Source organism: Paenibacillus sp. SAFN-054 (assembly GCF_051966755.1).
Classification (GTDB): Bacteria; Bacillota; Bacilli; order Paenibacillales; family Paenibacillaceae; genus Paenibacillus_AQ.
This window is the reverse complement of the sequence record NZ_JBQCKS010000001.1, coordinates 238,652-260,377: the sequence shown is the minus strand read 5'-3', so window position 1 is coordinate 260,377 and position 21,726 is coordinate 238,652. Positions and strand designations below refer to the sequence as shown.

Here is a 21,726-nt window from a genome sequence, read left to right as displayed (position 1 = left end):
CTGCACCAAACTAAAATAAGTTGATGGAGTGTTACATAAGCATATGACAGCAAAACCACTTCGAAATATAGGCATCTTCGCCCATGTGGATGCAGGCAAAACGACAACGACGGAACACATGCTATATGAAAGCGGCGCCATTCGGGCGCTTGGAAGCGTGGATCAGGGAACCGCGCAGACGGATTCGCTGGAAGTCGAGCGTGAACGGGGAATATCCGTCCGCTCTGCGGCCACCTGCCTGGTATGGAAGGGCATCTCCTTCAATCTGGTCGATACGCCCGGCCATGTCGATTTTTTGTCCGAGGTGGAGCGTTCCATGCGGGTGATGGACGGCGCGATCCTCGTCATCTCTGCACCGGATGGTGTGCAATCCCAGACCGAAACCGTATGGCATGCGCTGCGAACCATGAGGATACCAACCCTCATATACGTCAATAAAATGGACCGCGTCGGCGTGTCCGTACCCGGCTTCATGCAGGACATCCAGCGGTTGTTATCCAGTCAGATCGTTCCCGTGCAGTCTCCCATTGGAGAAGGTGAGGAGTTCAGGGGCATCGTTCCGATCTGGGACATCGATGCTGATCGTGAGGGATGGGGCATGACGCGTAACTTGGTGATCGAAACGATGGCCGATCTGGATGATGAACTGCTCGTCCGGATCATTGAAGGCGAAGAGCCATCGACATTGGAGCTTCAGCAATTGCTGACCAAGCTAAGCCGCCAAGGGGATGCGTTTCCGGTTTGCTTCGGCTCCTCCCAGCGCGGCATCGGCATCCGCGAGCTGCTGGATGCGGCGATAGACTATCTACCTGCACCATCAGGAGAAATGTCGGAAGATCTCTCCGGCATCGTATTTAAGATTGAAAGGGATAAGCTGATGGGACGCACGGCTTTCGTCCGCCTTTATCATGGCTCCTTGAAGAACAGGGATGCCGTCACCAATCTGACCCTTGGCGTGCAGGAGAAGGTGACGCAAATCCGCAAAATGAACGGCCAGAAGTTTAACGACATCGGGCAGCTGCAGTCCGGTGATATTGCGGCGGTCTATGGACTAAGCCAATCCCGGATCGGCGATATTCTCGGCAGCTCTGTCGGCATCCCTCCCGCTCCTTCCCTCGCGGTCCCTCTTCTGACGGTTCAGGTGCAAGCGACAGACGAGGCGCGGTATCAGGATCTCGTCGAAGCGCTGCAGGAGCTGACCGAGGAGGATCCACTGCTAGGCCTGCAGTGGCTGCAGTCTGAACGTGAGCTGCATGTGAAGGTTATGGGCACGATCCAGCTCGAAATTCTCTCCAGCCTGCTGCTCACCCGCTTCGGTCTGCAGGCCAGCTTCGGCCAGCCTTCTGTTATTTACAAGGAAACGCCTGCACGATCCGGCGAGGGCTTCATCGCTTATACGATGCCCAAGCCCTGCTGGGCGATCCTCCGGTTTGCGATCGAGCCCCTGCCACGCGGCAGTGGACTTGAATACCATTCGAACGTTCGCAGCGAGGATCTGCTGACCAGCTACCAGAATGAAGTACAGCGGCGTGTACCGGAAGCCCTTCAGCAGGGTCTGCGGGGATGGGAGGTCACGGATTTGAAGGTGACGCTCACCTACGGCGAGCATCATGTGTGGCATACGCATCCACTCGACTTTGTCGTCGCCACGCCGATGGGCATCATGAACGGTCTCGCCAGCACCGGAACCACCCTGCTGGAGCCGATGCTCCGCTTCCGGATAACCGCTTCGGAGGAGTTCGGCGGGAAAATCTTAAGTGATCTGGTGCAGATGAGAGCGGAGTTTGAACCTCCATCCATCATGCATGGCAGATGCACGATTGAGGGAATCATCCCTGCGGCCACTTCGCTGGAATATCCGGTCAAGCTCCGGTCGATGACCAGCGGCAAAGGCATCATGGCCTCATCGTTCTCAGGGTACCAGGAATGCCCCGCGGACGTGCAGGCGGAACGCAAGCGCCATGGCGTAAGCCCGCTCGACCAATCGAAATATATCTTAAGCGTCCGCAGCGCATTATCGACGTAGCATGCGGCTTGTGAATCAAGAGGAACATATAAGGAGGACTCGTATGGGGAAAATTTTCGGATTCATTCTACTATGGAGACTGCTCGGAAACCCTTTTCTGGCCGTTCTTGTGTTATTGATCATCGTGTATTTGCTGGATCGCCGCTTTGTTGGCGTGTTTCCCAGCCTGACCAAGCCTTTTAAGCGGATGGGGCAAATCTCGAAGCTCCGCTCCCAGATCAGCATGAACCCGAACGACGTCTCATCCAAGCATGAGCTGGCAAGGCTTCTGATCGATCGCAAAAAGGACGCCGAAGCGCAGAAGCTGCTGGAGTCGATCGAATCGCAGTCAGAGGATTCAGCAGAATTCTGGGATGATCTCGGAACGGTACTTGTGAGACAGGGCAACATTCAACAAGGCGAAGCTTATATACTGAAAGCCCTGGAGCTGAATCCGCGGGTCAAATATGGACGGCCTTATCTCCGTCTCGCGGACGTATACAAAAACAGCGATCGTGACAAAGCCGTAGAATACGTCCATCGCTTCCAGGAAATTCAATCCTCTTCCTGCGAAGGTTACTACCTGCTGGGCATGATGTACAAATCACTCGAACGGAAGGAAGAGGCCAGGGCCGCTTTTCAGGAATCGATCGACATCTACCGTTCTCTGCCCAAGTACAAAAAGCGTCAGGAACGCAAGTGGGCCGTGCTCAGCATGATGAAGAGATAGAGTACGGGCTATCTCGCTATGGGGCCGAATCCATCGTGAGCGTGCGGTATACATCGGCGGCTTCCGACGGGGAATCCGCGGGGGCACTGATAATCCGTTGAAACTTGCTTCCTGTAGTCACACGGACCGGCAGCGGCATTTGGATCGATAGCTGCTCCATAGCTTCGTCGAAATAAACCCGGCCGATGACGTTGCGCTGCTCATGATCATAGGAAATGGCTGATTGCCCTGAAGTGAACATGCAATTCTCGTAAACCGTATCACCCAGAGTCATACGGCCTTCGAACACCTTTTCCCGCTTATTGTAAGCACCTTGAAGCTCAATCCGGGATGGAGCGGAAGCTTTCGAACCGTCCTCCATGTAGCTGTATCCTTCGAAGGTTTTGTTGATCCGGACCACGTTATGGTCCACGCCGAAAAAGTATATCAACGCTGCCGCTCCCAAAGTGAGAGCAATAATCATCCAAGCTTTTTTCAATATTTCCCTCCCTTGTCTTAGGGCCAAGCTAAAATGGAATATTTTCCATATTATTGTACAAAAAAACAGACCGCAGCGGGTCTGTTTTTTACTATGATGACGGTTTTTCATCCATCAAGCCACCGGATAGTATCCAAGCCGGTTGAGCTGTTCGGCGATCACCTTATATCCTTTGCCGTTCGGATGGAGGTGATCGAAGGACAGCAGCTCGCGCTCACGGCCATAAAACGCGAAAAAAATGTCCGCCGCCGCATAGTTGCTGCCCCAGTAGCCGTTAATGTAACGATTGAACTGCTGAACCCACTTCGTGGCCGCATCCACTTGAGGATACGGGTTATACAGCCCAACGGCCCGAATGATATAGGGCGATTTGGCGCCCTGCTTGATCTGGTTCATCGTCTGCATGATACCTGCAAAATTGGACTCGCACTGCGACAGCGCCTTGTTGAAATGCTGCGCCGCATTTTGCATAGGGGCGCTTTTGGCCGCCCGGATCAAATCATTGCCTCCGATCGAGATGGTGATCATCCTGGCTTCTTTCAGCGAACTGCGAAGCTGGGGGCTGCGCTTCAGGTTTGCAAGCAGTTCCGCGGAAGTCAGACCGTTCACGCCAAAATTCTCATAGGATACAAACTCTCCAACTCTCCGTTCCGCCATGCCCCGGTACACGGGTACAAAGCCGTTGCCCGGCATGGCTCCAAAGCCCACTGTCAGTGAGTCGCCGACTGCCGTGTAGGGAACCGCCACTTGTCCTCGCCTCCTCTTCCTTTCCCTCTACTGATTCATAACAGTATATGAATGCGGCAGGAAAGACGAAAGGGACAATGCTCATAAACAGTCGCTTGCGTTTTGAAAATGGGCAGACTGAACGCTTACCTAACGTCCTCAAGAGCGTCCAGGAAGGCTATTAATGCTGCATAACCCGATCCGTCATGAAGCTTCGTCTTGAACAAGAAGTTTGGTTGCATTTTTTCATAAAAAAAACAGCTCCCGCAGGGAAGCTGTCTCTCCTTGATTCCTTTCGCAGAACAAAATACCCCATTGCTCAGGCCTCTTCTTCATCCTCCACTTCATATACACACCGAAAACGCTCGATACCGGGGTACTGCTCCCCCAGGCTGTGAACGACAAACCCCAGGCTCCGGTAAAAATCGACCGCCTCCTCGTCCGTTTCCGCGACGACTCTTTCCGGCTTTTCATCCGTCATGATTTCCAGAATCATTCCTCTGCCGTACCCAAGCCCCCTGTTTTCCGGAATAACCGCAATATGTTGAAGGATAATCTCATTTCCCGATTTTTCGTATCCGGTCAGGCCGACGAGCAGTTCTCCGTCTTCATAGCCGACAAGCTTCCAGGCCTCATTGCTTTCGTATGCCTGAATGGTCTTCTCCACCGACTGATCGTCGGGAAAGACTGCATAGGAGAACAATTCGGCAACCTCCGGTTTGCGTATGTACGATTTAATATTTAACAGCATCACTAAGACCTCCGCTTCATCGTTGCTTGTACAACGTTTTCGTTCCGTTACTTTACCCTTTTGGGCGAATAATTTCAAGCCCATAGGCTCCAGGCATGATTGATATGCCATACTGGTATTGAAAAATCTTTGTTCATAGGCGTACACTTGGATAAGAAAATCGCTGCTTTGTTTTCATACTTTTTCAGAGAAAGAGGCATCACATCATGAGCTATATCCAGCACGGAACATCCGCTTTCCGCAACACAAGCCTGGCCTTGTTCGCGGGAGGCTTCAACACGTTTGCTATTTTATATTATACCCAGCCGCTGATGCCCGAGTTTTCCAAGGAATTCGGCATTTCCCCGGTCACTGCCAGTCTCTCGCTGTCGCTGACAACGCTGGTTCTGGCTTTCAGCATGATTATCGCAGGATCCCTGAGCGAATCCTGGGGGCGCAAGCCCATCATGGCGGTAGCCATGATCACCGCCTCTGTTTTGACGTTAATCACCGCCCTTGTGCCGAATTTCCACACCCTTCTTGTCTTCCGGATGATTCTCGGCATCGTCCTGGCCGGCCTTCCCGCTATTGCGATGGCCTACCTGGGTGAAGAGATCGCCCCAGCGAGTCTGGGCGCGGTTATGGGACTATACATCAGCGGCAATTCTATCGGGGGAATGGGAGGCAGAGTCATCACGGGCGCGCTGACCGACCTGTGGAATTGGCGGATTGCTATTGCCGCGATCGGTCTGCTCGGCCTTGTGTTCAGCTTCATCTTCATCCTGTTGCTGCCGCCCTCCCGGCATTTTGAAGCCCGTCCGCTCCGCTTCAAATCCTTGCTGGCATCGCTCGGAAACCAGTTTAAGGATCCAGGGCTCCTCATCCTGTACGCGCTCGGCTTTCTGCTCATGGGAAGCTTCGTCACGCTATACAACTATATCGGCTACCAGCTGATCGCGCCTCCCTACTCGCTGAGCCAAGCCCTCGTCGGATTTATTTTTATCGTTTACATTGCCGGAACGTTCAGTTCGACCTGGATGGGAAAAATGGCGGATAACCACGGCAGACCCCTGATGCTCCGGATCGGACTGCTCATTTTTCTCTCCGGCGCCCTGCTGACGCTGAGTCCGCTGCTGGCTGTTAAAATCACGGGCATTGTCATTTTCACCTTCGGATTTTTCGGCTCCCACTCCATTGCGAGCTCCTGGATCGGCATCCGTGCCAAGCACGAAAAGGCGCAGGCATCCTCGTTATACCTGTTCTTCTATTATGCAGGCTCCAGCGCCGGCGGCACGCTCGGCGGAACCTTCTGGAGCTCATATGGATGGCAAGGCGTGGTCAGCCTGATTGCCGGCTTCCTGATCGCCGCACTGATCTTATCTATGCTGCTCGGGCGTCTCCATCACCGAGAGGCGGCCGTGTAGCTCGTCATTGAAAAAGCAGCCCCTGTGGGCTGCTTTTTTGCTTATTGGATCTTCTGCGCAACAAAGGTGATGAGGCTGCATCTAAAATCGATATGGCGGCCGTCCTTCTCCTCTTCAATGCTCTGGGGAACCGCCTGCTTGATGAGTACGTTCCATTCTTGATAGGTTTCGTCCAAAAGTTCCATCGCCTGGGTCTGCGGAAGGTTCAGCTCGATCAAGCCCTTTGTGCTTTCGCCCGTGCTCCGGTCCACTTCCTCCACGTCGGTGCTCATCGTGATGACATGGATGCCGCCCAGCTTGGTCCCCTCTTTCATGGCTGACAGGGTACGGGTCAAGGCTTCCATGGAGGACGTGTGCTCCAGGCAGGAGCAGGCCAGGATATAGTCGTACGCATCCTCAGCGATTGTATAATGCTCCACGTCCGCCGCCTCCGCTTCGACCAGATGTTCCACGCCAAACTCCGCAGCATTGCTCCGCAGCTTCTCGATCGCATCCTCCAGCAAATCCACCCCCTTGACCTTGCTCAGGGAACCCTGCAGGCGTTCGGCGACCGGAATCGTATTGCGGCCGACACCGCAGCCCAAATCCAGTACCGACACATCCTCCTTGTGCAGGAGCAGCCGCTCCAGCATGTCCATTACGACCGGTCCCGGCTCGGACATCCAGGTACCGTCTTCAAAAATATCGTTCTCATCATAGAAACGCTGATGATAGTCGGCCTCGGACTGCCGGGCTGCTTCAAAATGCTCGTTGTTCATAAGCTCTCCTCCTGCTTTTTGGTATGGCTACTAGAGATATACCCAATTTGCAGGATCCATTAATCTAAAACGTTAAGACATCCCTATCTGACGCTTAGTCTTCCAATCAAGCCTCGTACCGCTGCATCACGATGACCGCATTATGCCCGCCAAAGCCAAAAGAGTTGGATATGGCTACGCGGACGTCTTTCTCGCGGGACGTATTCGGCACGACGTCCAGATCGCATTCGGGATCGCGTACTTCCTGATTGATCGTCGGCGGAATGCGCCCTTCCCGGATCATCTGAACCATCGCGATGGCCTGCGCACCGCCGGCAGCTCCGAACATATGGCCGAGCATCGATTTGTTCGCGGTCACCGGAATCCGGCAGGCTTCTTCCCCGAAGAGGCGCTTGATGGCCAGCATTTCGGACCGGTCGCCCACCTGCGTGCTCGTGGCATGCGCGCTGATGACGTCCACTGCGCCTGGCTTCAAGCCCGCTTCCGCGAGCGCCAGCTTCATGGCCTGGTATGCACCTCTGCCTTCCGGATGGGAAGCTACCACGTGATAGGCATCGGAGGTCGCGCCATATCCGGTCACTTCGCCCAGAATCACCGCTCCCCGTTGCTCGGCGTGAGTCAGGCTCTCCATCACGACGATGCCTGCGCCTTCCGCCATCACGAAGCCGTCCCGGCCCGCATCGAACGGGCGGCTGGCAAGCGCCGGATCGCCATCCCAGGTGGAAAGCGCCGTCGCATTGCCAAAGCTGGCCATTGAGATTTCCGTAATCGCCGCTTCGGCTCCGCCGGCGATGATGACGTCCGCGCCGCCCGAGCGGATGAGCCGGAATGCTTCGCCGATGGCCGTGTTCCCTATGGAACATGCAGTAACCGGCGAAAGGGTCGGCCCCTGGGCTCCGGTCCGGATGCTGATCATGGCCGCTGCCATGTTCGAGATCATCATCGGCACGAGCAGCGGACTGATCCGCGATGCGCCGCGGGAGCGCAGAAGTTCCGCTTGTTCCATCAAGGTCGAAATGCCCCCGATGCCGGAACCGACATAGACACCCATTCGTTCCTTATCCACCCGGTCCAAGGCGAGACCCGCATCCTGTATCGCATCCTCGGCAGCGGCCAGCGCAAATTGGCAGAACCGGTCCATGCGCCGCGCCTCCCTTTTGCCGAAACGGCCGTCCGCATCGAAGTCTCGGACCACGCCTGCCATATGCGTCTTCATCTGCGACGTATCCCATGAATCGATTGCCGAGATTCCCGACTTCCCCTGCAGCAGTGCATTCCAAAAAGCCGTTACCTCATTGCCAAGCGGCGAAACCAGACCCATTCCCGTAATGACGACTCTTTCCATAATCATCTTCCTCCTTGGACATTCCTGTATGGCATTATCTTTTCATAGCTGTTATCCTATTACAAGTTATTGTTTATCCTAGTATAATGAATACTATGCTGAAAGCTTATGTCCATACAGAAAGGAGGCTTGCATCCCTATGAACCGAGATACTCGATTACAGGCGCTATCCGCATTCCTGACTGCCCAGCGCGCCAAGATCCAGCCGGAATCCGTCGGCCTTCCGCCCGGTATCCGCAGAAGGACGCCCGGCCTGCGCAGGGAAGAGGTTGCCCAGCTCGCAGGCGTCAGCAGCACCTGGTATACTTGGCTGGAGCAAGGAAGGGACATCAACGTATCCTCCTCCGTGCTCGATTGTATCGCCTCTGCGCTGCAGCTGACCGCGGATGAACGGAAATACCTGTTCTCGCTGGCGATGGAGACACCGGCTGGCGCAGGCTTGACTTTCCAGGAGGAACCGAAGATCAGCCCTTCGCTACAGAAAATAGTGGACGAGCTGCATTACTGCCCCACGATCATCTCCGACCGGCACTGCCAGATCGTGGGATGGAACCAGGCTGCATCACATGTATTTCTTGCTTTCGACCGCATCCCGTCGGACCAGAGGAACATGATCCGTCTCCTTTTCACCCGCAAGGAATTCCGCCGTTTAGCCGTGAACTGGGAGCATTTCGTAATGGGCTTCCTCTCGATCTTCCGCTCTTATTACGGACAGTATGTGGAGGATGCATGGTACGAACGATTCCTGCAGGAAATGGAGCAGGTGGACCCGGAATTCCTGCCGCTCTGGAAACACAGCCAGGTCAGCAGCGCACCTGAAGTGGTCATCGAATTCCGGCACGCCAAAATGGGAAAAATGCTCTTTGACCTCACTTCATTGCAAGTACAAGGTCCTGCCGATCTCCGGTGCAGCGTATATACGCCTGCAGCGGGTTCTTCTACGGAAGCCAAGCTGCAACGGCTGATGAACAAATCGGACGAATGATGAAACGGATGAATGATTATTTATAACTATTGGGGATGATCATCAATGGCTTTTGGCATTAAGAGGCAGGAGCTTAACAAGTGGAAAAACGCGGTTGGGCGCGGTGAACTGGCTTTTTTGACGCATTTCTGGCTGGACCCGCGTTTTCCAGGCATGACGACCGTCACCAAGGTGGGATGTTCCGATCTCGCCCGCCTTAAGCGCTGGTGTGAGCAGCACGGACTGCCTTCCCGTTATATCCACAACCGTGACCCCTTTCCTCACTTTGACCTGATGGGTCCGAGACAAAAGGAAATTTTGCTCCGGGAAGGTCTTGAAGAACAAGTGAAGCGTTTCAGGCTATAGCCTTGCAGCATGAATAAAAACAGCCCGTTCATCCGCTTCGCTCGCGGTGATCGGGCTGTTTTCCTGATTTCAGTCGTTGACGATCCTGGCCGCATGAATCTCGAAACTTACTTAGATCGGACCGGACTTGAAGCGTTCCTCGGCAGACAGCCCGAGTTTTTTCAGCAGCTCGGCGGCCTGCCGCTTTTCCTCTATGCTAAGTCCGTCGACTGCATGGACGAGCACCTGCTGATGATGCGGGAAGATTTCTTCAAAGAACGCTTTGCCCTCATCCGTTAAGTCCGCGAAAATCACGCGGCGGTCATCCGGCGATGCCTTGCGTACGAGCAGGTTCTTTTTCTGAAGCTTGTCCGCAACGTAAGTAATGTTTCCGCTGGAGATGAGCACTTTCTCCCCGATTTTTTGCAGAGGCTGCGGGCCTTTATGGTACAGCAGATCCAGCACGCCGAATTCAGTAGTATTCAGCCCATGGCTCTGAATATCCCGGGTCGAGTGGGCTACCACCGAATTATAGGCTCGTGCGAGTACGATAAATAATTCCAGGGACATGTCGTCATTGTTCATTTTGTCTGCCATACAATAAACCTCCAAACGTACTATCTTAATGCAAAGATATCCGAAAGCTGCGCAAATGTCAATCTTACTTTCATATTTATAACGCCGTCGGAAGGTTTTTGTAACGCTTGTCCTGCCTGTTGTTACTTATCTCGCTTCCAAGATTGTTACGGTGCCGTCGCTGTGTCCGATCACGGCCCTTCTGGCCAGTCCGATGAAAAGGCCGTTATCCACCACGCCCGGCAGGTCCAGCAGCATCCGGTGCAGCTCCTTCGGATTCCCGATCACGCCAAAACGGCAGTCAGCAATGTAGTTGCCGTTGTCGGTCACATAGATTCGCTCATCCTCTGTCCGAAGCATCGGCCTTGCACCCAGTTCTTCCAGCGAAGCCAGCGTCCATTCGTTCGCAAAAGGAACGATCTCGACCGGCAGCGGGAAATGTCCGAGCTTATCCACCAGCTTGCTCTCATCGGCAATGATGATCAGTTCCTTGCTGTGGAAGGCAACGATCTTCTCCCGAAGCAGCGCACCGCCGCCGCCCTTGATCAGATGCAGATCCCGGTCCAGCTCATCCGCACCGTCAATCGTCAGATCAAGCCCATCCAGACGGTCGAACGGAATCAGCGGAATGCCCTGCTCCCGGGCAAGCTTTTCCGATGACTTCGACGTCGCCACGGCCTGGATAGACAATCCCTCCTTGGCAACCCGTTCGCCGATGCGGCGGATCGCCCAATAGGCCGTTGAACCCGTTCCGAGTCCGACGCGCATGCCGTCTTGAACATATTCCACCGCTTTTTCCGCAGCCAATTGTTTCAGATTCATTCTCTACACACTCCTCTTACGAGATTTAGTCCATCCTTAGGACGGATTATGGATCCTGCCTTCAACCTGCTATAATCAGACATAAGATGACAACTCTTGGAGGAATCAGACATGAGAACCGAAAACCAGATCAAATCCAAAATCAATGAGCTTACCCTGCAAAAAAAATCGCTGGTAACCCGCCTTGAGGCCGCCCGCCCGGAGAGCACAGTACACGATTCGCTGACGGCGCAGCTGCTGCGTTTGGAGGACATGATCACCATGCTCGAATGGGTTATGAACGAGCCTAGCGGCGGCTATCACATGTAGCCGAGAGATGGATCAGTACCCGTTCTCCCCGAGTACCTGGGCAAGCCGGGCAACAGCCGAGCTCTCCTCTTCATTCCGGACGGCTTCGTGATAAGCATTGACCTGAACGGCGGCTGCTTTAACCGCAAATTCGGAGCAGGTATGCTCCATAATCTGTACCGCATGCGAAAGCTTCAGCTCGCTGATCGTTCCGTTCACCCGGCACAGGCAGACGCGTACCGTTCCCTGCGGTTCAGGATAGACCGCCTCAAAAAGCGGTGTTATGCGTTCGGGATCATCCGCTTCAGCCTGGCGGGACACCTGTACCGTATAAGAAGAAACAGCCGGTACGGCTCCTTTGGCCTTGCGCTGCTCCGCGATGATCCTCGAATTTCTCCAGGCAAGTATACCGGCTGCTGCAAGAATCAATGCTAACAATACATATCCGATATATACTAACAACTCTTCACCCTCATCCAATTGTGCAAATATTTCGCCATCCCTATTATAGCTTCTTCAGCATATGAATATCTTCGGGTTCCATCCGGAACAGCTCTTCATCCACCTGATCGGTAATGTGACCGCCGCTTGCCCTATAGAAGTTCACTGCTGATTCCGTTTCCGTCGAGGATATGTATAGGTAAGAAGCGCCTCTTTTTCGTGCTTCCCTGCTAATCTCCTCCAGGATGCGGGTACCGATGCCCTGTCTTCGATAGGCGCGGCTGACGTACATTAAGTCCACCTGAAGCCTGTCCTGATTCCTGCCCCGTAACCGGTGTCCAAGAACGCCAAAGCCGGCAAGCGTTTCACCGTCAAAAGCGCCGAACGCCATACCTCCGCTTTGCAGTTCTTTTTCGAATCGATCAATCAGCTCCGCCTTATGGGCATCATCCCATGAGGGACACTCATGCCCGGCATCGATTTCTTCCAGCACCCCGTCGTTCATTTTGTAAATTTTATTAATCGTTTCGGATCTGTCGATATGGCGGATGAGCGCCGACTCGTCCCTAAGCATCGGTCTAATGATCATTGAATTGTACTCCTTTGCTTATTCTTGATTTTCAGCCTCCATTCAGCTTCTTATCCTCGGAAATGCGATCGTTCTTTTTTTAATAACCGGGCAGCCTCCTTCTTTTTCTTTCATTATACAAAAAAAACAGCCTGCGGCTAAAGCGCCGAGGCCGAAATAAGAAGAGAAGTCTACATGTTTACATTACCCTCTGCTTTCAAGCTTAATCTTCCAATTGGCATAAAAGCTAAAGATGGGCTGCCGGTTCCTGCTTATCGAAGACGGGAACACTCTTTTTCCTCGAAAAACGGATCTGCGGAACGGCAATGCCAACAAATATGAGGACGATGCCAAACCACTGCAGGCTGCTTACATGCTCATGCACCAGCAGCACCGAAGCGACGACGGCAGCAGGCAGCTCAGCGGCCCCGAGAATAGCGCCAGTACCTGAGCCAACCTTCGGCATGCCGATCGCGAAGAAAAGCACGGGAATCAGAATGCCGAGAACGCCGAGGAGTATCGCGTACTTCCATAAGCCCGCTCCCAGCGCACCATCCCACATAAAGGCGGGAGAAAATACGGACAGCACGATGATGCCGGAACCGGTCGTCATGAAGAAGCTTTTATTAAAAACAGGTACCGACGTGCCGACGCGTCCGCTGACAAACATGTAAAGCGCAAACGTAAACGCGGCCATCAAGCCGTACACGACACCTTTTATATTCAGCGGGCCGGAGCTCTCACCAATGACGCCTCCCGCCAGCAAGGTACCCATAATCAGGATGATAATAGATACGATTTTGCTGCGGCTCGGGAATCGGCGGTCCGCCGCCGCCTCCAGCAATACGCCGATCCAAGTGAACTGGAACAGCAGGACAACCGCGATCGAAGCGGGCAGAAGCTCGACAGCCTTGCCGTAAAATATCGACGTGCCGCTCATGGTAATTCCGACCGCGAGCAGCGAGAGCCAGCTCTTGGGCGCTACCTTTTTGCGGGAAAACATAAGCATCAGGACCAGCAGCAGCAGCCAACCAAATACATATTGGCCGCCAAGCATCTGACTGACCGTAAAGCCTTCCTTCATGCCTACCTTCATGATCGAGGACAACACGCCATAGCTGCAAGCGCCAAGCAAGATGAGCAGAGAGTATTTCAGTTTGTTCAAGTTCATTCCTCCTGATGCCAAGTTATGTGCAGCCAACCCAAAACCAAAAACCCCCTGTCTGTGAGGACAGGGGGCGAACGAAACCGATGGCCGTATATGGCCTTCGTTAAAATTTCGCCACTCGCGAACGAATCGGAGTTTAAAAGCAGGGTGCTGCACTATCTAGATGTTGATTTGAACCTTTCGAAATGACATTTTAAATTATTATCCGGAAAGCGTCAATGAGTTACGTTAACTTAATAAAGCACTCCAATAGGGATCCTAGGGGTGATGGAATGTCGCAGGCTTGTTTCCACCCACCGTCCTGCTGCTCCCAAATTCGCTGGTTGCGGCTTCCGCGGAAAGGCAAGGACAAATCCCGCAGCTCGATTTCAAATCTGCCGTCCACGATGACGTCGCAGCAATCCAGCAGCTGCTTTTGATGGCGGTCATTGGCGGATAACAGCTCTTCGAGCGTATAGCCCGTGTATGCCCATATATTTTTTCCGAGCCCTCGCAGCTCCGTCGCGATCCGGCTCATCGCCGCAGCCTGGATAAACGGGTCCCCGCCTGATAAAGTGATGTCCGTCAAAGGATTGCTGCCAGCCTCCCGAACGATGTCCATGACGGTCCGCCAGCGGCCGCTGCGCATGCTCCACGATTCCGGATTGTGACAACCCGCGCATTGATGTGGGCAGCCTGCACTGAATATGACAGTCCGCAGCCCTTGCCCGTCTACGACGCTGTCATGCACGATGTCCATGATCCATGCCCCCGCCTGATCCTTCTGCTCAGGGCAGATCGGTCCAGCCTTCATGCCATGCATCTCGTCCGCCCTCCTCCCTATTTCCCGTGCTTGAGCCTGTCTGCTTCCTCTGCGCGTTTGGCCAGATTCCATTTATCCATGTCGCCGACCAGGTAGCCCGTAATGCGGCGGATACGTTCGATTTGCCGGTCCGGCGCGCTGCAGACAGGACAATCCTGGTCTATCACTCCGCTGTATCCGCATGCCTTGCAGCGGTCCACCGGATGATTGATCGACCCGTAACCGATCTGATGCTCCGCCATGCAGCGGACGATCCGGTCAAGCGCGGCCGTATTGTGAATGACGGAGCCGTCCACCTCGACGTAGGTAATATGTCCGGCATTGCACAATTCATGGTAAGGAGCTTCAACCCGGATCTTGTCCGCGGCCGTGATCGGGTAGTACACAGGGACGTGGAACGAATTGGTGTAGTAATCCCGATCCGTGACGCCCGCAATGGTGCCAAACTGAGCGCGGTCTTGTTTCACGAATTTGCCTGCCAGCCCTTCCGCCGGCGTGGCAATCAAGGAGAAATTAAGCCCCGTTGCCTGCATTTCCCGGTCCATGCGTCCGCGCATTCTGCGAATGATCGCGAGCCCCCTGCGCTGCAGCTCAGGACTCTGCCCATGGTGCTGACCGTACAGCGCGGTTAGCGATTCCGCAAGTCCGATAAACCCGACACTAAGCGTGCCTTCGGCCAGCACGCCCGCCAGACTATCCTCGGGCCGCAGTTGTTCCCCGCCCCGCCATACCCCTTGGGAGTAAAGGAAACGGAAGCTGCCGGCCTGCCTTTCGCATTGGTACCTGTACCGGTCCATCAGCTGCTGAACCGCCATATCCATCGCCTCTTCAAGCAGGCGGTCAAAGTCTGCGGCGGTAGAAGACTGAAGGGCCAGCCGGACGATATTGATGGTGGTGAAGGACAGATTTCCGCGCCCGATCGCATTTTCATCCCCGTTCACGTTGCCCATCACCCGGGTCCTGCAGCCCATATAACACACCTCGCTTTCCCGCGTTCCCAGATCGTACATGCTGTTGAACCTGGAATCCAGGAAAGCAAAATTCGGAAACATCCGGCGTGCCGTCGTTTCCAGAGCCAGCTTGTACAAATCATAGTTCGGATCCTTCGGCTGAAAGTTCACGCCCGACTTCACCTTAAAGATTTGAATCGGAAAAATCGGCGTTTCGCCATGTCCCAGCCCCCGCTGCGTGGCGAGCAGCAGCTGCTGGACCAGCATCCTGCCGCAGCGGGAGGTATCCGTCCCGTAATTAATCGAGATGAAGGGAACCTGGCCGCCGCCGCGGGAATGCATCGAATTCGCATTATGTATGAATGCTTCGCATGCCTGATATACGTCCCGTTCGGTCATGGTCCATGCCTGCCGTTCACGGTCGAAATTACCGTCAAGAGGCAGCTCCATGAGCATGTGCAGCTTCTGTTCATACGTTTTTTGTACATACGGTGCGAGGTCTGTATCGAACATCGGAAAGGCTTGTCCGCCATGCTGCTGGTTCTGGTTCGCCTGCAAAATAATGGACGCCAGCGCGAGTGCGCTTTTGATGTCCTTCGGTTCGCGCATGTACCCGTGGCCTGTATTGAATCCTCCCTGCAGCAGCTTGCCCAGGGGAATTTGACAGCAGGTCGTCGTGCCTGCCGCATAAAAGTCAAGATCATGCGGATAAAGGATGTTGCCTTCGATCCCTCTTCTCGTTTCCGGTGACACCAAATGTTCCATGGCATATCTTTTTGCGCTTTCGCTGCCGATTTTACCCATGAGTCCCATCGGTGACTTCCCGTCCACATTGGCATTTTCCTTGAGTAAATCCGTGTTATTTGCTTTTATTAATTCCTGAATGGATAACCATAATGGGTCGGTCGAGTTCTTGCTGTGATTCATACCATGATTCCTCCCTTACTGTGTATAAACAGACGGACCTGCCGCCAATCACTATATATAGTATTGATATCGACAAAAACACACTATATATATTGTCACAGCGTAAAAAGGAATCATACGTTGCTGACTCGTTGGTCAATACATAACCATGGAAGGGAGGAACAAGGGCCCCGGCATGAAGCCGAGCCGATAACAAAGAGATTCGAGCGGATGCCCATGCATGACCCGGATCCGCAGCAGCGGCTGACCCTGCACCCTCAGAACGCTCAGAGCCCGCGCGAGCATGCCGGATGCCAGACCCCTGCCCCGGTAAGCCGGCATTACGGCAAGCGCTTCAATTGTAGGGCAGCCCGTCTCCATGCCGATGAGGCAGATGCCGATGAGCGCGCGCGTCTCCCTGTCGTACAGCAGACTGGAAGCCCGGAGGCCATCCTCGGAACTTCGGACAGCAAGCTGGCGAAGCCTACGGAGCGCAGCGGCATACGTACGTTCTTCCTGATCCGGCCCGGTTTCTTCAGACGCATGCTTAAACAGGAACAGTGCGATCTCCCGCTCCAGTCTCAGTCTCAGCTCCTGTCCCTCATGATAAGCCTCCGGCGATCGGACTTCTCCCATACTGCCTACTGACGAAGGCAAGTCTGCAGCAGCCCGCTGCATCCATCGGTAACGGTAAGGTTCAGGACGAAAGCCGGCCCGATAAAACACTTCTTCCTGGTCATCCAGAATGTCATATGCGTTGAAAGCCGGCCCCTCACCATTCAGATCCAGCTGCCGAAGCTTGCGGACAAGCATCCGGAGCCACTCGCCATCCGGACCCCAGGGAGGGATGCCGAACAGATGGCGGATTGCGCCGTGCGCGAGGGCCACACCGCCGATCAGGCTGTCTTCAGCCTCCAGCCAATAAGTCATGTATTCGTCAGGAAGAAGCGAATACGAATCGGCTTGGCGGTCAAAGCCGACGGCTGCCTGATTATAATAAATGGAGAAGTACCTCCTCCACTCCACCGGGTCTGCCCTGCGCAGGCGGAGGGAAGCGCCCAGATCGAGCTGTCGTACATCGGCCAGCGGATTCTTTCCTTTCATGCCGTTTCTCCCTTCGTCCCAATCACTTGCTTCTCTTCCAGTTTACGATCCGGCTGTACATTTTCATGCCAGAAAGGACCGGATATTCTCCGGATATTTGTCCATTCATACTTTACATAACGAAAAAAAGAATGTCCCTCTCGGTCCCAAATCCGGACCCCGGAAACATCCCTGGATGTTATTACTCAGCTTTACTCAAGCGTACTGCGCTTTCGTTCAATCAACCAACAATCGCGGTAGGCGCCTTCATGCCATTCCCGCTGCGGGAGCAGCTTTAACTTCACGAAACCGCATTTCTCATACACGCGGATCGCACGAGCGTTCCACGTCTGAGGATCCATGACGATCCGGTCGGCGTGCAAGTGATCCAGCAAATAAGCCGCCATCGACTGCACCAGAAGTGTTCCGATGCCCCGGTCCCAATAGCCCGGCTCACCGATAAACTGGTCCATGCCGAAGATTCGTTCCTCTGCCGCGTAACCGTACAGCTCCCGCTCCTCGTCGTCGATCTCATAATACTGGATGTAGCCAATCGGCTGATGGTGATACATGACGATACAGCGGATCGAATCGCTTTCCTCAAGGTAAAAGCTCTCGTACACCCGCTTCAGATCATGGGGCTGGTCGCGTCCTTCATAAAATTCAAGCACGCGCGGATCGCTCAGCCACTTCGCCAGAAGAGCAGCATCGTCCTTCTCCAAAGATCTGACCTGCAGATCCCCCTTACAGAAAAGGATCATCCTTTGCCCTCTATGTATGCGCGAATCTGCCCCATATGATGCCGGTCATGCTCGTAAAAATCAAGCAGGTACTCGTCAACGGACATGACATCTCCATGCTTGTGGCCGTACTCTGCTTCCGGAATGCTCTGCAGCACGTCCAGCAGTTCTCCGCGCACCTCCACCGTCTGCCGAATCAGCTCCTCTTTGCTTTGGGTGAGCCCATACACCGCAGCATCACGATTGAACTCGTCGAAATCCAGTTTTTTTAACGTCAAAGGCTGATGCGCGGCCATCGGCCGTATGGCATGCTCCAGAAAATATTTGTCCCACAGCATCATATGGCTGATGATGTCGCGCGGAGCCCATTTGCCCACGGCAATGGAACCATTCCAATGCTCCTCCGGCAAACGCTTCAGTATCTCGGAAAAGGCGATCAATTCCGCGAAGGCTTCCAGCTTTTCCTGCTTCGTTTTCATTGGCTACTCTCCTTTGCGCACTTCCTTATGGTATAAATTCCTTCCTGATCATACCATTTTCAGCATCGCCATGACAAGAACATTCGTTCGCTTGTCATTCATCATTCCTTACCAACTCCTGCAGTTGCCTGTATGCCTCATGCGTGCCCATGTCATAGCTAGCACCCTCTGCGAAATAGGCCTTTATTTCTTTTCTTCTGGACAGCCATTCCGGAAAATGACCGGGTGCGTCGGGCTGATGACCGGCCTCCAAATATTCCCCGAACAAGGGCAGCGTATCTTTCCGGTACAGGTACACCGCAAACACGCCGATATCCGTTTTGGGCTGCTGGGGTTTTTCTTCAAAGGAGAGGACGCCGCCGGATTCATCGAGCTCGACCACCCCGACTCTTTTGAGCTCCTCCGCATCCTTCAGATGCTGAACCAGAATGCAATCGGTCTGCTGTTCCTGGAAAAAAGACACATAAGAGCTCAGATCAAACGTGAATACGTTGTCTCCGGCACATACGAGCAGATCCTCATCGATGCCCTCTTGATCGATCGCAAACCGGATATCGCCAATCGCTCCAAGCCGGTTGTCTTCGGTTGTGGAGCCATCTTGAATGATCTTGACGGGCTTCTGAAAAGACCGGGAGAACGCCCATCTTTCAAAAGCAGCATAAAATTTCAAATTCGATACAATGATGACTTCCGTAATGGCAGGCACTTCCTCCATTTTACGGATAATCAGGTCCATAATCGTGCCATTGCCTAAAGGGAGCAGGGATTTCGGCATGTTCCGGGTCAGCGGATACAGTCTTGTCGCATAACCCGCGGCCAGGATGAGTGCTTTCATAATCAGCCTCCTGTCAATCGATCTCCTGTCCCTAGTATAGCTTGAATTACAACAGCAGGCTTCTTTTTCTGAACATAATGACCCCTGCGGCGAACCCTGCCAGGCCTACAGCCAGCAAAATCGCGCATGTCGGTACCCATTCCACCGTACCTTTTACGATGCCTGCCGTATTGAACAGGGAGAACAGGGAAATATGCTGCATCCATGAGAGTTTATCAGTGATTTTTCCTACAAGATTCAGGCTGAAGAAACCGAACACGATGATCCCCGACAGACCCAGCGCCCTTTTCTCGTCGTTCGAAACCGCCGATATGAAGAAGCTGATGCCGCACACGGCGAAGAATAGCAGAAAAGCGCCTACATTGAGGAGCAAGTAGCTTTTTGAATCAAAGTCCTTTAAGTCCCCGATAAACCAGGCATACCCTCCGTAGCCGGCCAATGTCGTGATTGCCGTAATGAAGAGCAAGCCCGTCAGCAGTACGAGCGCTTGCGTCAAAGCCACCTTGAAACGGGTTGTCGGGGCGGCCAGCAAATACGCCATCGAGCCTTGATCCACGAGACGCGCCATAAGCTGGGTCGAAGCCGTGATGCTGAATATGGAAAGAATGAGCACGAACAGCAGGCCATAATACTCACCCGATATAAAAGCATCGACGCTGCCGAACCCGTTTTCCAGTCCGAACGCCTTGCTGATCCCTTCCGGCATCGATTGAATGAGGGAATTCAGGCTTTCCGATTGCGTCGCCATGCTGGGATAAATCCAGAACATGAGCAGTATATAAAAGGCCGATCCGAACGCATAACTCGTCATCGTCTGCAAATGATTCCACATCATTTGGCGATATAATGGCATATTCATGTCATTCTCTTCCTTCCCGGTCGTAATAATCCATAAAAATATCCTCCAGGTTCTGTGAAAACACGTCGATGCCGCGAATAGGGTATTTGGCAGTCTCCTGTATAAAACGGTTGTAGTCGCCCTGAACCGAAACACGCACCTTGTGTCCCTGACAGGAATCAACCTTCATCAGACCGCTTTGAAGAAACGCGTCACGGTCCGCTTCATGCTCGAACGTGACCTCAAAAAGCTTCCGCTGGACAACCTGCAGCTCGTGAATGTTTTTGACGGCCATGATTCTGCCGTCCTTGATGATGGCTGCCCGGTCACATGTTCGCTCAATCTCCGCGAAGCTGTGCGACGACATCAGGAAGGTCGTTCCTTTCGCCTTCTCTTCAAGAACCAGCTCAATAAACACCTTCTGCATCAGCGGGTCCAGGCCTGACGTTGGCTCATCCAGAATAATCACCTCGGGCTCATGCATGAACGCAGCGACGATGCCGACCTTCTGCTTCATGCCTTTGGACATTTTGCGGATGGGCGTCTGGTCATCGAACTGCAGTCTTTTCACGAGCTCGGCACGCCGCTGTTCGTTTATGCCTCCCCGCAGGCTGGACATGAAGTCCAAGAACCCTTTTCCGCTCATCCCTTCCATAAATGCGATCTCTCCCGGAAGGTATCCGATCCGCTTTTGAAAGCTTCCCTGATCCTTCCAGGTGTCGTATCCGCCGATCCGAACATAGCCTTTCTCCGGCTTCATGAAACCCATGATGTGGCGGATTGTCGTGGACTTGCCGGCGCCGTTCGGGCCGAGAAATCCGAACACTTCGCCCTTCTCCACGGTGAACGAGACATCATGAATTCCTTTGCCTCCCGGAAATATCTTGGTTACATGCGAAACTGTGAGCATGGTGTGAACCTCCCGCTTGGGACATAATTATGAAATAATTGACCCAGTATATTTCATAACCAGATCATACGTCGGCGCATCCTCATCGTCAATAGAAATATGAAATATTAATGTGCTATAATTTCATTATTAGTCGGCAGTGGCCGAGAGACGGAGTTGACATCCAAGCATGAACGGTTTCGAACGAAGGGCCCAACTAATCAAGAACAGAATCAAGGAGAGGACACTGGGCATGCTTTCCGCCTGCAGTCCCAAACAAATTCGTATCGCGGATATCGCCGTGGAAGCCGGCGTGTCCCAAGTGACCATATACAATTATTTCGGCAGCAAGGAAGCCTTGATCAGAGAAGTGTTCCGGGATTATCTGGAAAGCACGATGGAGGAATTCGAAGCCTTGATCCATGGCGAGGGCACGCTGAAGGAAAAGATCGAGTACATCGTTTTTCAGAAGAAGAAAACCTCGCACTCCTTTCACCCTTCCGCGATCTCCGAGCTGATGAAGGAGGATCCCGAAATACGGGATTTCGTCCAACAAAATTACGAGCAGCGCAGCGTGCCGATGGTCGTTGATCTGGTTACCAAGAGCAAGGCCAAAGGAGAAATATCGGATCACATTTCCGTCGAAACCGTGATCTTATATTTGAACATGCTCAACGATTCCTCCCATCGCCTGCTGGAATCTACCCAATATGGCGAAAACCAGGATAAGCTTATCGAGGAAATGGTCGAGGTGTTTTTTTATGGCATTTGTGGCGAAGGGCCCCAAAAGTGATTAACAGCACGGTAAAACTATGTTAATTTAGTATTTTCATTGT

Annotated in this window: 24 protein-coding genes and 1 pseudogene; 7 read left to right on the top strand and 18 right to left on the bottom strand. The window is 53.5% G+C overall.

Annotated features, from left to right (window positions below; genetic code table 11):
- Positions 1–43: 43 nt before the first annotated feature.
- Both ACTHPM_RS01150 and ACTHPM_RS01145 read left to right on the top strand, forming a co-directional pair.
- Positions 44–2,026, top strand: coding sequence for a GTP-binding protein (locus ACTHPM_RS01150; RefSeq protein ID WP_440393362.1), 1,983 nt, complete (start codon positions 44–46; stop codon positions 2,024–2,026).
- A gap of 43 nt (positions 2,027–2,069) precedes the next feature.
- On the top strand, positions 2,070–2,735 hold the full coding sequence (locus tag ACTHPM_RS01145; protein WP_440393361.1) for a tetratricopeptide repeat protein: 666 nt from the start codon (positions 2,070–2,072) through the stop codon (positions 2,733–2,735).
- A gap of 16 nt (positions 2,736–2,751) precedes the next feature.
- Here the strand turns inward: ACTHPM_RS01145 and ACTHPM_RS01140 are convergent, their stop codons facing one another.
- From ACTHPM_RS01140 to ACTHPM_RS01130, 3 genes are all read right to left on the bottom strand, one after another.
- A complete protein-coding gene (locus ACTHPM_RS01140) occupies positions 2,752–3,213 on the bottom strand; it encodes a hypothetical protein (RefSeq protein WP_440393360.1) in 462 nt (153 codons plus the stop codon).
- A 114-nt stretch (positions 3,214–3,327) separates the two neighbouring features.
- Positions 3,328–3,960, bottom strand: coding sequence for an SGNH/GDSL hydrolase family protein (locus ACTHPM_RS01135; RefSeq protein ID WP_440393359.1), 633 nt, complete (start codon positions 3,958–3,960; stop codon positions 3,328–3,330).
- A 298-nt stretch (positions 3,961–4,258) separates the two neighbouring features.
- Positions 4,259–4,690: a GNAT family N-acetyltransferase gene (locus ACTHPM_RS01130; protein ID WP_440393358.1), complete on the bottom strand. Its 432-nt coding sequence runs from the start codon at positions 4,688–4,690 to the stop codon at positions 4,259–4,261.
- Positions 4,691–4,896: 206 nt separating this feature from the next.
- Between ACTHPM_RS01130 and ACTHPM_RS01125 the strand changes: the two genes are divergently transcribed.
- Complete coding sequence (locus ACTHPM_RS01125) at positions 4,897–6,093, top strand: MFS transporter (RefSeq protein ID WP_440393357.1); 1,197 nt, start codon at positions 4,897–4,899, stop codon at positions 6,091–6,093.
- Positions 6,094–6,134: 41 nt separating this feature from the next.
- On the opposite strand, the gene ACTHPM_RS01120 is transcribed toward ACTHPM_RS01125, so the two are convergent.
- Together ACTHPM_RS01120 and fabF are read right to left on the bottom strand one after the other, a co-directional pair.
- Positions 6,135–6,851 (bottom strand): class I SAM-dependent methyltransferase, encoded by a 717-nt coding sequence (locus ACTHPM_RS01120; RefSeq protein WP_440393356.1) that lies wholly within the window; start codon positions 6,849–6,851, stop codon positions 6,135–6,137.
- 106 nt (positions 6,852–6,957) lie between these two features.
- Positions 6,958–8,196: a beta-ketoacyl-ACP synthase II gene (fabF, locus tag ACTHPM_RS01115; protein WP_440393355.1), complete on the bottom strand. Its 1,239-nt coding sequence runs from the start codon at positions 8,194–8,196 to the stop codon at positions 6,958–6,960.
- Between the two features lie 139 nt (positions 8,197–8,335).
- Here fabF and ACTHPM_RS01110 point away from each other — a divergent pair, with 139 nt between their 5' ends.
- Both ACTHPM_RS01110 and ACTHPM_RS01105 read left to right on the top strand, forming a co-directional pair.
- Positions 8,336–9,181 (top strand): helix-turn-helix transcriptional regulator, encoded by an 846-nt coding sequence (locus ACTHPM_RS01110; RefSeq protein WP_440393354.1) that lies wholly within the window; start codon positions 8,336–8,338, stop codon positions 9,179–9,181.
- Between the two features lie 45 nt (positions 9,182–9,226).
- On the top strand, positions 9,227–9,526 hold the full coding sequence (locus tag ACTHPM_RS01105) for a hypothetical protein (protein ID WP_440393353.1): 300 nt from the start codon (positions 9,227–9,229) through the stop codon (positions 9,524–9,526).
- Positions 9,527–9,637: 111 nt separating this feature from the next.
- Here ACTHPM_RS01105 and ACTHPM_RS01100 read toward each other — a convergent pair whose 3' ends face one another.
- Both ACTHPM_RS01100 and rpiA read right to left on the bottom strand, forming a co-directional pair.
- Entirely contained in the window at positions 9,638–10,102 is a 465-nt protein-coding gene (locus tag ACTHPM_RS01100) for a MarR family winged helix-turn-helix transcriptional regulator (protein WP_440393352.1), read from the bottom strand.
- 126 nt (positions 10,103–10,228) lie between these two features.
- Positions 10,229–10,903, bottom strand: coding sequence for a ribose-5-phosphate isomerase RpiA (gene rpiA, locus ACTHPM_RS01095; protein ID WP_440393351.1), 675 nt, complete (start codon positions 10,901–10,903; stop codon positions 10,229–10,231).
- A 111-nt stretch (positions 10,904–11,014) separates the two neighbouring features.
- Between rpiA and ACTHPM_RS01090 the strand changes: the two genes are divergently transcribed.
- Positions 11,015–11,212: a hypothetical protein gene (locus ACTHPM_RS01090; RefSeq protein ID WP_440393350.1), complete on the top strand. Its 198-nt coding sequence runs from the start codon at positions 11,015–11,017 to the stop codon at positions 11,210–11,212.
- A gap of 12 nt (positions 11,213–11,224) precedes the next feature.
- On the opposite strand, the gene ACTHPM_RS01085 is transcribed toward ACTHPM_RS01090, so the two are convergent.
- The 11 genes and pseudogenes from ACTHPM_RS01085 to ACTHPM_RS01035 form a co-directional block, all read right to left on the bottom strand.
- Positions 11,225–11,629 (bottom strand): hypothetical protein, encoded by a 405-nt coding sequence (locus ACTHPM_RS01085; RefSeq protein WP_440393349.1) that lies wholly within the window; start codon positions 11,627–11,629, stop codon positions 11,225–11,227.
- Positions 11,630–11,696: 67 nt separating this feature from the next.
- Positions 11,697–12,221: a GNAT family N-acetyltransferase gene (locus ACTHPM_RS01080; RefSeq protein ID WP_440393348.1), complete on the bottom strand. Its 525-nt coding sequence runs from the start codon at positions 12,219–12,221 to the stop codon at positions 11,697–11,699.
- Between the two features lie 226 nt (positions 12,222–12,447).
- Positions 12,448–13,365, bottom strand: a complete 918-nt coding sequence (locus tag ACTHPM_RS01075) for an EamA family transporter (protein ID WP_440393347.1) — start codon at positions 13,363–13,365, stop codon at positions 12,448–12,450.
- 316 nt (positions 13,366–13,681) lie between these two features.
- Positions 13,682–14,107: pseudogene (gene nrdG / locus ACTHPM_RS01070) on the bottom strand (anaerobic ribonucleoside-triphosphate reductase activating protein); the annotation flags it as partial.
- A gap of 80 nt (positions 14,108–14,187) precedes the next feature.
- A complete protein-coding gene (locus tag ACTHPM_RS01065) occupies positions 14,188–16,047 on the bottom strand; it encodes an anaerobic ribonucleoside triphosphate reductase (RefSeq protein WP_440393346.1) in 1,860 nt (619 codons plus the stop codon).
- A 135-nt stretch (positions 16,048–16,182) separates the two neighbouring features.
- Positions 16,183–17,130: a GNAT family N-acetyltransferase gene (locus tag ACTHPM_RS01060; RefSeq protein ID WP_440393345.1), complete on the bottom strand. Its 948-nt coding sequence runs from the start codon at positions 17,128–17,130 to the stop codon at positions 16,183–16,185.
- Between the two features lie 191 nt (positions 17,131–17,321).
- Entirely contained in the window at positions 17,322–17,870 is a 549-nt protein-coding gene (locus ACTHPM_RS01055) for a GNAT family N-acetyltransferase (RefSeq protein ID WP_440393344.1), read from the bottom strand.
- Complete coding sequence (locus tag ACTHPM_RS01050; protein WP_440393343.1) at positions 17,867–18,328, bottom strand: DinB family protein; 462 nt, start codon at positions 18,326–18,328, stop codon at positions 17,867–17,869. The genes ACTHPM_RS01055 and ACTHPM_RS01050 overlap by 4 nt, the downstream gene beginning before the upstream one ends.
- Before the next feature lie 94 nt (positions 18,329–18,422).
- Positions 18,423–19,163, bottom strand: coding sequence for a nucleotidyltransferase family protein (locus ACTHPM_RS01045; protein WP_440393342.1), 741 nt, complete (start codon positions 19,161–19,163; stop codon positions 18,423–18,425).
- Positions 19,164–19,209: 46 nt separating this feature from the next.
- Positions 19,210–20,022 carry an ABC transporter permease subunit gene (locus ACTHPM_RS01040; RefSeq protein ID WP_440393341.1) on the bottom strand — a complete coding sequence of 271 codons (813 nt, stop codon included), beginning with the start codon at positions 20,020–20,022 and terminating at the stop codon, positions 19,210–19,212.
- 1 nt (position 20,023) lies between these two features.
- Positions 20,024–20,911, bottom strand: coding sequence for an ABC transporter ATP-binding protein (locus tag ACTHPM_RS01035; RefSeq protein ID WP_440393340.1), 888 nt, complete (start codon positions 20,909–20,911; stop codon positions 20,024–20,026).
- A gap of 232 nt (positions 20,912–21,143) precedes the next feature.
- Here ACTHPM_RS01035 and ACTHPM_RS01030 point away from each other — a divergent pair, with 232 nt between their 5' ends.
- Positions 21,144–21,683 carry a TetR/AcrR family transcriptional regulator gene (locus ACTHPM_RS01030; RefSeq protein ID WP_440393339.1) on the top strand — a complete coding sequence of 180 codons (540 nt, stop codon included), beginning with the start codon at positions 21,144–21,146 and terminating at the stop codon, positions 21,681–21,683.
- The last annotated feature ends 43 nt before the right edge of the window (positions 21,684–21,726 follow it).